This is a genomic window from Escherichia sp. MOD1-EC6819, from assembly GCF_002965765.1.
In the GTDB taxonomy this organism is placed as follows: Bacteria; Pseudomonadota; Gammaproteobacteria; order Enterobacterales; family Enterobacteriaceae; genus Escherichia; species Escherichia ruysiae.
In genome coordinates, this window is record NZ_PTRG01000006.1 from 173,585 (window position 1) to 187,764 (window position 14,180).

Annotated in this window: 11 protein-coding genes; 6 read left to right on the forward strand and 5 right to left on the reverse strand. The window is 52.4% G+C overall.

Annotation, left to right across the window (positions count from 1 at the left end):
- The first annotated feature begins 14 nt into the window (after positions 1–14).
- Positions 15–2,024, forward strand: coding sequence for a transketolase (gene tkt, locus A7Z06_RS10630; RefSeq protein WP_000087340.1), 2,010 nt, complete (start codon positions 15–17; stop codon positions 2,022–2,024).
- An 89-nt stretch (positions 2,025–2,113) separates the two neighbouring features.
- Here the strand turns inward: tkt and A7Z06_RS10635 are convergent, their stop codons facing one another.
- The 3 genes from A7Z06_RS10635 to aegA form a co-directional block, all read right to left on the reverse strand.
- Positions 2,114–3,157 (reverse strand): DUF1176 domain-containing protein, encoded by a 1,044-nt coding sequence (locus A7Z06_RS10635; RefSeq protein WP_001270499.1) that lies wholly within the window; start codon positions 3,155–3,157, stop codon positions 2,114–2,116.
- 125 nt (positions 3,158–3,282) lie between these two features.
- Positions 3,283–3,858: a GDP-mannose pyrophosphatase NudK gene (nudK, locus tag A7Z06_RS10640; RefSeq protein WP_010344584.1), complete on the reverse strand. Its 576-nt coding sequence runs from the start codon at positions 3,856–3,858 to the stop codon at positions 3,283–3,285.
- Between the two features lie 67 nt (positions 3,859–3,925).
- Positions 3,926–5,905 (reverse strand): formate-dependent uric acid utilization protein AegA, encoded by a 1,980-nt coding sequence (gene aegA / locus A7Z06_RS10645; RefSeq protein WP_001078905.1) that lies wholly within the window; start codon positions 5,903–5,905, stop codon positions 3,926–3,928.
- A gap of 205 nt (positions 5,906–6,110) precedes the next feature.
- Between aegA and narQ the strand changes: the two genes are divergently transcribed.
- Together narQ and acrD are read left to right on the forward strand one after the other, a co-directional pair.
- The gene (gene narQ / locus A7Z06_RS10650; RefSeq protein WP_024212552.1) at positions 6,111–7,811 is read left to right on the forward strand and encodes a nitrate/nitrite two-component system sensor histidine kinase NarQ; all 1,701 of its coding nucleotides are present in this window, start codon (positions 6,111–6,113) and stop codon (positions 7,809–7,811) included.
- Positions 7,812–7,974: 163 nt separating this feature from the next.
- Positions 7,975–11,088, forward strand: a complete 3,114-nt coding sequence (gene acrD / locus A7Z06_RS10655; RefSeq protein WP_001263108.1) for a multidrug efflux RND transporter permease AcrD — start codon at positions 7,975–7,977, stop codon at positions 11,086–11,088.
- 98 nt (positions 11,089–11,186) lie between these two features.
- Here the strand turns inward: acrD and ypfM are convergent, their stop codons facing one another.
- Positions 11,187–11,246, reverse strand: coding sequence for a protein YpfM (gene ypfM, locus A7Z06_RS10660; RefSeq protein WP_001386977.1), 60 nt, complete (start codon positions 11,244–11,246; stop codon positions 11,187–11,189).
- Between the two features lie 378 nt (positions 11,247–11,624).
- Between ypfM and A7Z06_RS10665 the strand changes: the two genes are divergently transcribed.
- The 3 genes from A7Z06_RS10665 to A7Z06_RS10675 are packed head-to-tail and all read left to right on the forward strand — an operon-like array spanning position 11,625 to position 13,340.
- Positions 11,625–11,981: an ArsC family reductase gene (locus A7Z06_RS10665; RefSeq protein WP_000258248.1), complete on the forward strand. Its 357-nt coding sequence runs from the start codon at positions 11,625–11,627 to the stop codon at positions 11,979–11,981.
- 3 nt (positions 11,982–11,984) lie between these two features.
- The gene (gene dapE / locus A7Z06_RS10670) at positions 11,985–13,112 is read left to right on the forward strand and encodes a succinyl-diaminopimelate desuccinylase (RefSeq protein WP_001277782.1); all 1,128 of its coding nucleotides are present in this window, start codon (positions 11,985–11,987) and stop codon (positions 13,110–13,112) included.
- A gap of 27 nt (positions 13,113–13,139) precedes the next feature.
- Entirely contained in the window at positions 13,140–13,340 is a 201-nt protein-coding gene (locus tag A7Z06_RS10675) for a YpfN family protein (RefSeq protein ID WP_000383836.1), read from the forward strand.
- A 128-nt stretch (positions 13,341–13,468) separates the two neighbouring features.
- Here the strand turns inward: A7Z06_RS10675 and ypfH are convergent, their stop codons facing one another.
- Positions 13,469–14,167 (reverse strand): esterase, encoded by a 699-nt coding sequence (ypfH, locus tag A7Z06_RS10680; RefSeq protein WP_000679839.1) that lies wholly within the window; start codon positions 14,165–14,167, stop codon positions 13,469–13,471.
- Positions 14,168–14,180: the final 13 nt, after the last annotated feature.

The following is a 14,180-nucleotide window of genomic DNA, read 5'->3' on the forward strand; positions in this document are numbered from 1 at the left end:
CCACGGAGTGTTATATGTCCCGAAAAGACCTTGCCAATGCGATTCGCGCGCTCAGTATGGATGCGGTGCAAAAAGCCAATTCTGGTCATCCCGGCGCGCCGATGGGCATGGCCGATATTGCCGAAGTGCTGTGGAACGATTTTCTTAAACATAACCCCACCGATCCAACCTGGTATGATCGCGACCGCTTTATTCTCTCCAACGGTCATGCCTCGATGCTGCTCTACAGTTTGCTGCATCTGACCGGTTACGACCTGCCGCTGGAAGAGCTGAAGAACTTCCGTCAGTTGCATTCGAAAACCCCAGGACACCCTGAGCTTGGCTATACGCCAGGCGTTGAAACCACCACAGGGCCGCTGGGGCAAGGGCTGGCGAACGCGGTTGGACTGGCGATAGCAGAACGTACGCTGGCGGCGCAGTTTAACCAGCCGGATCATGAAATTGTCGATCACTTCACTTATGTGTTTATGGGCGACGGCTGCCTGATGGAAGGTATTTCTCACGAAGTCTGTTCGCTGGCGGGCACGCTGGGGCTAGGCAAGCTGATTGGTTTTTACGATCACAACGGTATTTCCATCGACGGTGAAACCGAAGGCTGGTTTACCGACGATACGGCAAAACGTTTTGAAGCCTATCACTGGCATGTTGTCCATGAAATCGACGGTCACGATCCGCAGGCGGTGAAAGAAGCGATTCTCGAAGCGCAAAGCGTGAAAGATAAGCCGTCGTTGATTATCTGCCGCACGGTGATTGGCTTCGGTTCGCCTAATAAAGCGGGTAAGGAAGAGGCGCACGGCGCACCACTGGGGGAAGAAGAAGTGGCGCTGGCACGGCAAAAACTGGGCTGGCACCATCCGCCATTTGAGATCCCTAAAGAGATTTATCACGCCTGGGATGCCCGCGAAAAAGGCGAAAAAGCGCAGCAGAGCTGGAATGAAAAGTTTGCAGCTTATAAAAAAGCCCATCCGCAACTGGCAGAGGAGTTTACCCGCCGGATGAGCGGAGGTTTGCCGAAGGACTGGGAGAAAACGACGCAGAAATATATCAATGAGTTGCAGGCGAATCCGGCGAAAATCGCTACCCGTAAGGCGTCGCAAAATACGCTTAACGCTTACGGCCCCATGCTGCCGGAACTGCTCGGCGGTTCGGCGGATCTGGCTCCCAGTAACTTAACCATCTGGAAAGGTTCGGTGTCGCTGAAGGAAGATCTGGCAGGGAATTATATTCACTACGGAGTGCGTGAATTTGGTATGACCGCCATCGCCAACGGCATCGCGCACCACGGTGGATTTGTACCGTATACCGCGACGTTCCTGATGTTTGTTGAATACGCCCGCAACGCCGCACGTATGGCGGCGCTGATGAAAGCGCGGCAGATTATGGTTTATACCCATGACTCGATTGGTCTGGGGGAAGATGGCCCGACGCACCAGGCGGTTGAGCAACTGGCCAGTTTGCGCTTAACCCCGAATTTCAGCACCTGGCGACCGTGCGATCAGGTGGAAGCAGCGGTGGGCTGGAAGCTGGCGGTTGAGCGCCACAACGGACCGACGGCACTGATCCTCTCAAGGCAGAACCTGGCCCAGGTGGAACGTACGCCGGATCAGGTAAAAGAGATTGCTCGTGGCGGTTATGTGCTGAAAGACAGCGGCGGTAAGCCAGATATTATTTTGATTGCTACCGGTTCAGAGATGGAAATCACCCTGCAAGCGGCGGAGAAATTAGCAGGAGAAGGTCGCAATGTTCGCGTGGTTTCCCTGCCCTCGACCGATATTTTCGACGCCCAGGATGAGGAATATCGGGAGTCGGTGTTGCCTTCTAACGTTGCGGCTCGCGTGGCGGTGGAAGCAGGCATCGCCGATTACTGGTACAAGTATGTTGGTCTGAAAGGGGCAATTGTCGGGATGACAGGTTATGGGGAATCTGCTCCGGCGGATAAGCTGTTCCCGTTCTTTGGCTTTACCGCCGAGAATATTGTGGCAAAAGCGCATAAGGTGCTGGGAGTGAAAGGTGCCGGATGCTGATCGCCTGATGCTGATTGCCGGATGCGACGCTGACGCGTCTTATCCGGCCTACAGCGTCTTATCCGGTCTACATGTCCCCGCCATTTTGTTTAACGGGTGATCCACAACGTGGGCCAGGCGTCTGGCCCATGCCAGTTATCGCAGGTGGGTTCGGCAGCGTAACGCACCAGACGAAAACGCTGGCCGTCAAAACGCCAGCGCGTCTGGATACCACAATCGCTTAATCCACGGCCTTTCGCTAACGTCACCAGTTCACGCGATTTTTCATCAAATGTCGCGTTCATCAGTTCCAGTTCATTCGTCTCCTGACCGTTATTGAACGGCAAACGCAACCGTACCGGACGCGAGGCCAGCGGCTTTTTACGCGACACAATCCATGCCAAATCAATGGTGTTATAGGCCCCTGCCTCACAGCTAATCATCATCAGCGCTTTATCATCAGTCAGCGCAGTGACATTCACCTCACGACGCAATGGATCAAGCGAGCAGCGCAGACCATTCATCCGCCAGTTTCCATAATCCAGCAAATCGTTGCGTTCTTCGAGTGAGAGTGGCGTCGGCGTTGGGTTAACCACCACAACCTCTTTCAGCGCAGGCGCGGGCGGTACGCTGAGTGGCGGCTCGTCTCCTTTCTTGATCCACGCAGTTTCACTGCCAACGCGCTTTTGCTGGGCATCAATAAACAACAACGCCGCTTTTAATCCATTAAGAGAAATGGTCTGATCGCCGTCGCGTAAGGTAATTGCCTTCCCTTCCTGAATCATTTGCAAAAACGCGGTGATGGTCGCCGTATCATCGGTCACTAATAACCACGGCGAAATCCGCCACTTGTCCCCGCTTAACGCCAGCGGCTCGCCATCTAACAGCAGTCGTGGCGCTATCGCCTCTTCCGACGCATCCGGCGACTTCAACCCGCCGCGCTCAATACGTAAAACGGCATCGGTATGCGCCCCGGCACTGCGACTGAGAGTCATCACCAGTCCATTATGATTGCCAGTGTTGCGCGCTACGCAGAAATTTTGGTTGTTACAGGTGACCTGCCAGTCGGAAAACGTCCGCTGCGCTGGTGCTGCCCACGCGAAAGACGTCGGCAACAAAGCGAAAAAAAAGAGAAGGAAAATGCGATAGCGCATGGACGGTACGACCCCAGAAGTTCAAACAAACAGCACAAGTCGTATCTTCGTTGCGCAGGTAGCGCGGCTCAATCGGATTTATCGGATTGAGCCAATAATAAACAACGAAATATTATTGTTATTTTTCAGTCCATTAAATGTGACGTTTGTAAATAGTTAAGCAATAACACCGTCTTACCGTCACGTATCTCGCCGGTATTAATCATCTCAAGCGCCTGGCTGAACGGCAGCTCAAGCACTTCAATATCTTCATCTTCGACGCCGCCCCCCGCGTTAGCACGCTGACTGTCACTGTATTCGGCGATAAAAAAGTGGATTAGCTCGGTCACACCGCCAGGCGACATATACAGTTCAAATAATTTGCGTACTTCGCCAACCTCATAACCCGTCTCTTCAATCGCTTCTTTGCGAATGCACACTTCGGGTTCGTCGTTGTCCAGCAGCCCGGCACAGGTTTCAATCAACTGCCCGCTTTCATTGCCATTAACCCAGGTCGCGACGCGGAACTGACGAATCAGAACTACGGTCTTTTTCTTCGCGTTGTACAGGAGGATCGTCGCGCCATTGCCGCGATCGTAAACTTCACGTTTATGGCGGATAACTTCGCCATCTTTGCGGGTGAGATCGTAGGTAATGTTGTGCAGGGTGAAATAGTTATCGGAGAGAATTTGGTCTTTGATGAGGGTGATTTGTTGCGTCATACCGACTCCACAGCGCGAAATGAACAAGTATCTTACGCTGTGAAGTCGGGTTTGTCTGCGGATGGAATTAGTGAGATTTGACTGATTTTATCCCCAGCCAGTCAATAATTCCCTGCGCCGCATGGCGCCCTTCCGCCATTGCAGTCACCACGAGATCCGCACCGCGCACGGCATCGCCACCAGCGAAGATTTTCGGGTTCGTCGTCTGGTAACGGTACTGACTTTCAACATCAGCCACGATGCGCCCCCATTTATCCACCGTTACACCGTGTGACTGAAGCCACGGCATATCATGCGGATTAAAACCAAACGCCATAATCACCGCGTCGGCAGGCATGACAAATTCACTGCCTTCCACCGGCACCGGACGCCGACGCCCTTGGGCATCCGGCTCGCCAAGACGCGTGCGCAGGAAACGAATCCCGCAGACGTGACCTTGCTCATTCAATTCAAGCGCCACTGGCTGGACGTTAAATTCGAAGTTAGCCCCCTCTTCGCGGGCGTTCTTCACCTCTTTTTTCGAACCGGGCATGTTAGCTTCATCACGACGATAGGCGCAGGTGACGTTACTTGCGCCGTGGCGCAGCGCGGTGCGCACACAGTCCATCGCGGTGTCGCCGCCGCCCAGTACAACGACATTTAGCCCGGCTGTATTGATAAACGGCTCTTCCGGTAGCTCTTCAAGCCCCATCACCTGTTTGGTGTTGGCAATAAGGAACGGCAGAGCGTCATAAACGCCCGGCGCATCTTCATTGGGTAAGCCCGCTTTCATGGAACGGTAAGTGCCGACGCCAACGAAGACTGCGTCGTATTGTTCGAGCAGCGAATCCAAAGAGACATCTTTACCCACTTCACAATTGAGTTTGAAGTGAATCCCCATTGCGCTGAAGATTTCCCGACGGCGCGCCATCAGCGATTTATCCAATTTGAAAGAAGGAATGCCAAAGGTGAGCAAACCACCGATTTCTGGATGGCGATCGTATACCGTCACCTCCACGCCGCTGCGGGTCAGGACGTCCGCACAGGCCAGCCCCGCAGGCCCCGCACCGATAATCGCCACTCGCTTGTCCACTTTGGTGACATGGCTTAAGTCAGGACGCCAACCTTTCGCCAACGCCTGATCTGAAATGTAGCGTTCAATGTTGCCGATAGTCACCGCGCCGTGCTCATCGCGAATGGTGCAGGCGCCTTCACACAAGCGATCTTGCGGACAGACGCGTCCGGTAATTTCTGGCAGGGTGTTGGTCTGGTGAGAAAGCTCGACGGCGGCGTCGATATTTCCGGCTTTCACCAGTTCAATCCACTGCGGAATATGGTTATGCAGCGGGCAGGTCCATTCACAGACGCTATGCTCGCCGCACTTCAGGCAGCGCGAGGCTTCCCGTTGTGCCTGGTCGGTGCGGAATGGCAGATAAATTTCATCAAAGCCGGTTTTGCGCGCTTCAATTGCCAGTTTATCCGGCTCGCCGCGCGCGGGCGTTGCCTGCATTTGCTCGACTTTACTCATTACCGGCATTTCTTGTGCCGCTGTACTGGTATGCCACGGTTGATGTTCCTGACGTGCAGTGCGCAAGCGGCGAGATTTCGCTATGCCGGAGAGTGCGGCGTCGGTGACCAGTTGCAGCGCATCCGCCGGGCAGTTTTCGACACAGGCGGGGCCGTTTTCTCGCCCTGCGCACAGGTCGCATTTATGTGCCGTGGCTTTCACTTTACCCGCTGTGACGGGTGTCAGGACAATCTGCATGGTGCCAAACGGACAGGCCACCACACAGGATTTACAGCCAATACACTTTTGCTGATTGACCTGAATGCTGTCATCAACGTGGCTGATTGCGCCATTGGGGCAGCTACGGGCACAGGGCGCATCTTCGCAATGGTGACAGGTCACTGCACTACGTTGCTGCTGATGTTTGATAACCGTAATTCGGGGATGAAAATGGTGTTGGCTCAGGACATGTTGCTCATCATTGTGAGCCATGACACAGGCGATTTCACAAGCATGACAACCCAGACATTGCTGACTGTTGGCCATAATAAAACGATTCATAACGACCTTCTTTTTTGGTTGTAAAAACCTTATTCTTTATATGAGTGTTGTTATTACCCGACTTGCAGGGGAATCGGCAATGTCCATGTGCCCAGAATAAGTAACTATTTCGCTATAAACTGTGGCAGATCAAATAATCCCATCACTGACTAAATTGCGTTTCAACAACCTGGAACATTAATGATTTTATGTGGAGAAGACGCGTGTGATTGTTAAACGCCCCGTCTCGGCCAGTCTGGCCAGGGCCTTTTTTTACATTGTGCTGCTGTCGATTCTTTCCACGGGTATCGCTCTGCTAACTCTGGCGAGCAGTTTGCGCGACGCTGAGGCGATCAATATTGCCGGATCGCTGCGTATGCAGAGTTACCGCCTGGGCTACGACTTGCAAAGTGGCAGTCCACAACTCAATGCGCATCGCCAGTTGTTCCAGCAGGCACTGCATTCACCGGTATTAACCAATCTCAACGTCTGGTATGTGCCAGAGGCAGTAAAAACCCGCTATGCGCATCTGAATGCCAACTGGCTGGAGATGAATAATCGGCTCAGCAAGGGGGATTTGCCGTGGTATCAGGCCAATATCGATAATTATGTCAATCAGATAGACCTGTTCGTGCTGGCTTTACAGCACTACGCTGAACGCAAAATGCTGCTGGTGGTGGCGATTTCGCTGGCTGGCGGCATCGGTATTTTCACGCTGGTCTTTTTTACTCTGCGCCGCATACGCCATCAGGTCGTTGCCCCACTGAATCAACTGGTTACCGCCAGTCAGCGTATTGAACACGGTCAGTTCGACTCACCGCCGCTGGATACCAGCCTGCCCAATGAGCTGGGACTGCTGGCCAAAACCTTTAACCAGATGTCGAGCGAACTGCATAAATTGTACCGTTCGCTGGAAGCGTCAGTAGAAGAAAAAACCCGCGATCTCCACGAGGCCAAGCGCCGTCTGGAGGTGTTGTATCAGTGTTCGCAGGCGCTGAACACCAGCCAGATTGATGTGCATTGTTTCCGCCACATTTTGCAGATTGTTCGCGACAATGAAGCGGCTGAATATCTGGAGTTAAATGTCGGTGAAAACTGGCGGATTAGCGAAGGAAAGCCCAACCCGCAACTGCCGATGCAGATTTTACCGGTGACCATGCAAGAGACGGTTTACGGCGAGCTGCACTGGCAAAACAGCAACGTGTCGGCCTCCGAACCGCTGCTTAATAGCGTTTCATCGATGCTGGGGCGCGGTTTGTACTTTAACCAGGCACAGAAACATTTTCAGCAATTGCTGTTGATGGAGGAACGCGCGACCATCGCCCGCGAATTACACGACTCGCTGGCTCAGGTGCTTTCTTATTTGCGTATCCAGTTGACGTTACTGAAGCGTTCGATACCGGAAGATAACGCCACCGCACAAAGTATCATGGCCGATTTTTCCCAGGCATTGAATGATGCGTATCGGCAGTTACGCGAGCTGCTGACCACTTTCCGCCTCACGCTGCAGCAGGCGGATCTCCCTTCCGCGCTGCGGGAAATGCTGGATACATTACAAAATCAAACCAGCGCCAAACTGACCCTCGACTGCCGCTTGCCAACCCTGGCGCTGGATGCGCAAATGCAGGTGCATCTGTTGCAAATTATTCGTGAAGCGGTGCTGAATGCGATGAAGCACGCCAACGCCAGCGAAATCGCTGTTAGCTGCGTCACCGCACCGGACGGCAACCACACGGTCTATATCCGTGACAACGGGATTGGCATCGGTGAACCGAAAGAACCTGAAGGCCATTATGGTCTGAATATTATGCGCGAGCGCGCGGAACGACTGGGCGGAACGCTGACATTTTCGCAACCTTCCGGCGGCGGCACGTTAGTGAGTATTAGCTTTCGCTCTGCGGCGGGTGAGGAAAGTCAACTGATGTAATACCTCTTGTTGACCAAAGAATACGGGCACTTAAGGTTCAGTATAAAAGGGCATGATAATTTACATTATCTCCTTTTTTTCTCCACGATTGGCTCGTACCTTGCCGCTACAGTGAAGCAAGTCAAGCCTACAACGATACGCAGAAACACGAGGTCCTCTTTTAATGGCGAATTTCTTTATTGATCGCCCCATTTTTGCCTGGGTGCTGGCAATCCTGTTGTGTCTGACAGGTACCCTGGCGATTTTTTCATTGCCCGTTGAACAATACCCCGATCTCGCGCCACCGAATGTGCGAGTGACCGCTAACTATCCCGGCGCATCGGCCCAGACGCTGGAAAACACCGTGACCCAGGTTATCGAGCAAAATATGACTGGCCTCGATAACCTGATGTATATGTCGTCACAAAGCAGTGGCACCGGTCAGGCATCTGTCACCTTAAGTTTTAAAGCCGGAACCGACCCGGACGAGGCGGTGCAACAGGTGCAAAACCAGCTGCAATCGGCCATGCGTAAACTCCCACAGGCGGTACAAAACCAGGGCGTGACAGTACGTAAAACCGGCGATACTAACATCCTGACCATTGCTTTCGTCTCTACCGATGGTTCGATGGATAAACAAGATATTGCCGATTACGTTGCCAGTAATATTCAGGATCCGTTAAGCCGCGTTAACGGCGTTGGTGATATCGACGCCTATGGTTCACAGTACTCGATGCGTATCTGGCTTGATCCGGCAAAACTGAACAGCTTCCAGATGACGGCTAAAGATGTAACCGACGCCATTGAGTCACAGAACGCGCAGATTGCGGTCGGACAGCTTGGCGGTACACCTTCTGTAGATAAACAAGCATTGAACGCTACCATTAACGCCCAGTCGCTGTTGCAAACGCCTGAACAGTTCCGCGATATCACCTTGCGGGTAAATCAGGATGGTTCGGAAGTGAAACTGGGCGATGTTGCCACCGTCGAAATGGGGGCGGAGAAATACGATTATCTTAGTCGCTTTAATGGTAAGCCTGCCTCCGGTCTGGGAGTAAAACTGGCTTCCGGCGCGAACGAAATGGCCACGGCGAAGCTGGTACTGAACCGGCTCGACGAACTGGCGCAATACTTCCCCCCCGGTCTGGAATATAAGGTGGCGTATGAAACCACCTCGTTTGTTAAAGCCTCCATTGAAGACGTGGTGAAAACCCTGTTAGAAGCTATCGCGCTGGTTTTCCTCGTCATGTATCTGTTCCTGCAAAACTTCCGCGCTACATTGATTCCAACTATCGCCGTGCCGGTGGTGTTGATGGGCACTTTCTCCGTGCTTTACGCCTTCGGTTACAGCGTCAACACCTTAACCATGTTTGCGATGGTGCTGGCGATCGGTCTGCTGGTGGATGACGCCATCGTGGTAGTGGAAAACGTCGAACGTATTATGAGTGAGGAAGGACTCACTCCTCGCGAAGCTACACGTAAATCGATGGGGCAGATCCAGGGGGCACTGGTCGGGATTGCGATGGTGCTGTCGGCGGTATTTGTGCCAATGGCCTTCTTTGGCGGCACGACCGGAGCTATCTATCGCCAGTTCTCTATTACCATTGTTGCGGCGATGGTGCTGTCGGTGCTGGTGGCGATGATCCTCACTCCGGCGCTGTGTGCCACGCTACTTAAGCCACTGAAAAAAGGTGAGCATCACGGGCAGAAAGGCTTTTTTGCCTGGTTTAACCAGATGTTCAACCGTAACGCCGAACGCTACGAGAAAGGGGTGGCGAAAATTCTCCACCGCAGCCTGCGCTGGATTTTGATTTACGTCCTGCTGTTAGGCGGTATGGTGTTTCTGTTCCTGCGTCTGCCGACGTCATTCCTGCCACTGGAAGACCGTGGCATGTTCACCACGTCGGTGCAGCTACCCAGCGGTTCGACCCAGCAACAGACGCTGAAAGTGGTGGAACAGATCGAGAAGTATTACTTCACTCATGAGAAAGACAATATCACGTCGGTATTTGCCACGGTCGGTTCAGGCCCTGGCGGCAACGGGCAAAACGTGGCGCGTATGTTTATCCGCCTGAAAGACTGGAGTGAGCGCGACAGTAAGACCGGCACTTCGTTTGCCATTATCGAACGTGCAACGAAAGAATTTAATAAGATTAAAGAAGCCCGCGTTATCGCCAGCAGCCCGCCGGCAATTAGCGGTCTTGGCAGTTCTGCGGGTTTTGATATGGAGTTGCAGGATCACGCCGGAGCGGGTCACGATGCGCTGATGGCTGCACGTAACCAGTTGCTGGCGCTGGCAGCGGAAAATCCGGAATTAACCCGCGTGCGCCATAACGGTCTTGATGACAGTCCGCAGTTGCAGATTGATATCGACCAACGTAAAGCTCAGGCGCTGGGCGTTGCCATTGACGATATTAACGACACGCTGCAAACCGCGTGGGGTTCAAGCTATGTAAATGACTTTATGGATCGCGGTCGCGTGAAGAAAGTCTATGTGCAGGCCGCCGCGCCGTATCGGATGCTGCCGGATGATATCAACCTGTGGTATGTGCGTAACAAAGACGGTGGGATGGTGCCCTTCTCTGCCTTCGCGACCTCTCGCTGGGAGACAGGTTCGCCGCGTCTGGAACGCTATAACGGCTATTCTGCGGTAGAGATTGTCGGGGAAGCCGCACCGGGCGTCAGTACGGGTACAGCGATGGATATTATGGAATCGTTAGTGAAGCAGTTGCCGAACGGCTTTGGACTGGAGTGGACGGCGATGTCGTACCAGGAACGACTTTCCGGTGCGCAAGCTCCGGCGCTGTATGCCATTTCATTGCTGGTGGTATTCCTGTGTCTGGCTGCACTTTATGAAAGTTGGTCAGTACCGTTCTCGGTAATGCTGGTTGTACCGCTGGGAGTTATCGGCGCACTGCTGGCAACCTGGATGCGTGGGCTGGAAAACGACGTTTACTTCCAGGTGGGTTTATTAACGGTCATTGGTTTATCGGCGAAAAACGCCATCCTCATTGTCGAGTTCGCTAACGAGATGAACCAAAAAGGTCACGACCTGTTTGAAGCGACGCTTTATGCCTGCCGCCAGCGTTTACGCCCGATACTGATGACCTCGCTGGCGTTTATCTTCGGCGTACTGCCGATGGCAATCAGCAGCGGTGCCGGTTCCGGTGGTCAACATGCGGTGGGTACTGGCGTAATGGGGGGAATGATCTCCGCCACCATTCTGGCGATTTACTTCGTGCCGCTGTTCTTTGTGCTGGTACGCCGTCGTTTCCCTCTGAAGCCACGCCCGGAATAAGCAATAAAAAAGGCGACATGCCAACGTGTCGCCTTTTTCAACTTTCTGATAAAGAACCTGTTCATCAGGTTCTTTCATTTTACCTTCTGTCCTGGTAATTACTTGCGAAGCATAACTTCGATAAAGTCTTTCCAGTTCCCCAGTTCACGTTCAATCATAACAACCTCTCTTATAATTATGGGTATTCTACGGAAACAATATACCGTGGTGAAGCTAATTTATTCGATTGCAGTGATTACTACCTCCGGGGCAAAACCTATGTAAATACTATGGCCCTGAGACAGGGATTTTTATGTGATGCAAAGCAACATTTCAACAGATTCATACGGATTCTAATACTTGCTTAATTCTGTTTGAAATACATACAGATACCTAGGGGAATATTCTTAATAATTACATTCAAAATGCTCACAATTATTTAATAATTGTTAAGTGAAACACCTTAATAATGTTATATTCCCTGGTATTCATTTGTCGGGGAAATGTATTGACCGTTAAATGAGTATTTATTCTTATAAATCGAAAAAGGATTCATTATGGTTACACTTTACGGCATTAAAAATTGTGACACCATTAAAAAGGCTCGCCGTTGGCTGGAAGCCAATAACATCGACTATCGTTTTCATGATTATCGCGTTGATGGGCTGGACAGCGAATTATTGAACGGTTTTATCAACGAATTAGGCTGGGAAGCGTTACTCAACACCCGTGGTACTACCTGGCGTAAACTGGACGAAACCACGCGCAATAAAATCACCGATGCGGCTTCTGCGGCGGCATTAATGACTGAAATGCCTGCAATTATCAAACGCCCATTGCTCTGCGCGCCAGGGAAGCCTATGCTGCTTGGTTTCAGTGAATCCAGTTATCAGCAATTTTTCCATGAGGTGTAGTCTATGTCGTGTCCGGTTATTGAGCTGACACAGCAGCTTATTCGCCGCCCATCCTTAAGTCCTGATGACGCAGGATGTCAGGCAATCATTACCGAACGTTTACAGGCGATCGGTTTTACCATCGAACGCATGGACTTTGCGGATACGCAGAATTTTTGGGCGTGGCGTGGACAGGGAGAAACGTTAGCCTTTGCCGGACATACCGACGTTGTACCGCCTGGCGATGCCGACCGTTGGATCAATCCACCATTTGAACCGACCATTCGCGACGGTATGTTATTTGGGCGCGGCGCGGCAGATATGAAAGGGTCGCTGGCGGCGATGGTGGTAGCAGCAGAACGCTTTGTCGCTCAACATCCCAACCATAAAGGTCGACTGGCGTTTCTGATCACCTCAGACGAAGAAGCCAGCGCCCACAACGGCACGGTCAAAGTGGTCGAAACCTTAATGGCACGCCGTGAACGGCTGGATTACTGCCTGGTTGGTGAACCGTCGAGTATCGAAGTGGTCGGTGATGTAGTGAAAAATGGCCGTCGCGGATCGTTGACCTGTAACCTTACTATTCATGGCGTGCAAGGGCATGTGGCCTACCCACACCTTGCAGATAACCCTGTACATCGTGCAGCCCCTTTCCTCAATGAGTTAGTGGCTATCGAGTGGGATCAGGGCAATGAATTTTTCCCGGCAACCAGTATGCAAATAGCCAATATTCAGGCGGGTACTGGCAGCAATAATGTCATTCCGGGTGAGCTGTTTGTACAGTTTAACTTCCGCTTTAGCACCGAACTTACTGATGAAATGATCAAAGCACAGGTGCTTACCCTGCTTGAAAAACATCAACTGCGTTATACGGTCGATTGGTGGCTTTCCGGGCAGCCATTTTTGACTGCGCGCGGTAAACTGGTAGATGCGGTCGTCAACGCGGTTGAGCACTATAATGAAATTAAACCGCAGCTACTGACCACAGGCGGAACGTCCGACGGGCGCTTTATTGCCCGCATGGGGGCGCAGGTGGTGGAACTTGGGCCGGTCAATGCCACTATTCATAAAATTAATGAATGTGTGAACGCTGCCGACCTGCAGCTACTTGCCCGTATGTATCAACGTATCATGGAACAGCTCGTCGCCTGATGAGTGGTTCTGCAAGAGGAAAAAAGCATGGACTGGCTGGCTAAATATTGGTGGATTCTGGTGATTGTCTTTTTGGTGGGCGTCCTGCTGAATGTTATCAAAGATCTCAAGCGCGTCGACCATAAGAAATTTCTCGCCAACAAGCCGGAGCTTCCCCCGCATCGTGATTTCAACGATAAATGGGACGATGACGACGACTGGCCGAAGAAGGATCAACCGAAGAAGTAAGCTGGAGGGGCCGGATAATGTCTGGCGCTCAACCGTAGGCCGGATAAGACGCGTCAGCGTCGCATCAGGCATCATAGCCGGATGCGGCGTGAACGCCTTATCCGGCCTACGCGTCCGGCACCTGTCTTTTACATCATTTCAATCACATCATCATCGCCAGGCTTACCGCCGCTTAACGCCTCGTCGAAGTAATGTTTCGGAATGGTATAACGCAAGTGATCCAGGGCAAATTGCATACTGCGATTATCGATCGCATGACCTAAATCCTCCACGATATCCAGCGTCACATCTCCACCGGCGTTAATTAACGCTTCCTGCGCCGCAACCGCGTGAGCCAGATCGATAACCGGATCTTCACCACCGTGGATCAGGTGAATTGTTGTAGCAGTAGAAGGCGTTTCCGGCAGGCTGGCATAGCGTCCGTTAAAGGCGATGACGCGTGAGGCAAGTCCCGGTTCGGCTTTAATACTCTCCAGCGCCATAATGGCCCCTTGTGAGAACCCGATCAGCGCCGTAGCGTTAGCCCCTACTCCGCTCTGTTTCTGCCAGTAGCGTACCGTCTCAATAAACGTCGGCATTATGGCATCCACCCGCGCCTGGCGATTCTCTTCCGTTACGCCCTGCACCGAAAACCATTGACGCCCTGCCGGATTACCGCTCGGCTCAGCACCACCGACACTTACCACCAGCGCATCTGGAAACAACGGTGCAAACCAGCTACCGATTTCCCCCATTGCCACCGGGTTATCCCCGACACCGTGGAAAAGCAGTAACAACTGTTGGGCAGGTTTATCCGGGCTTTGAACAACAAAATGGTCATGTTTCATGGCGAACTCCTTA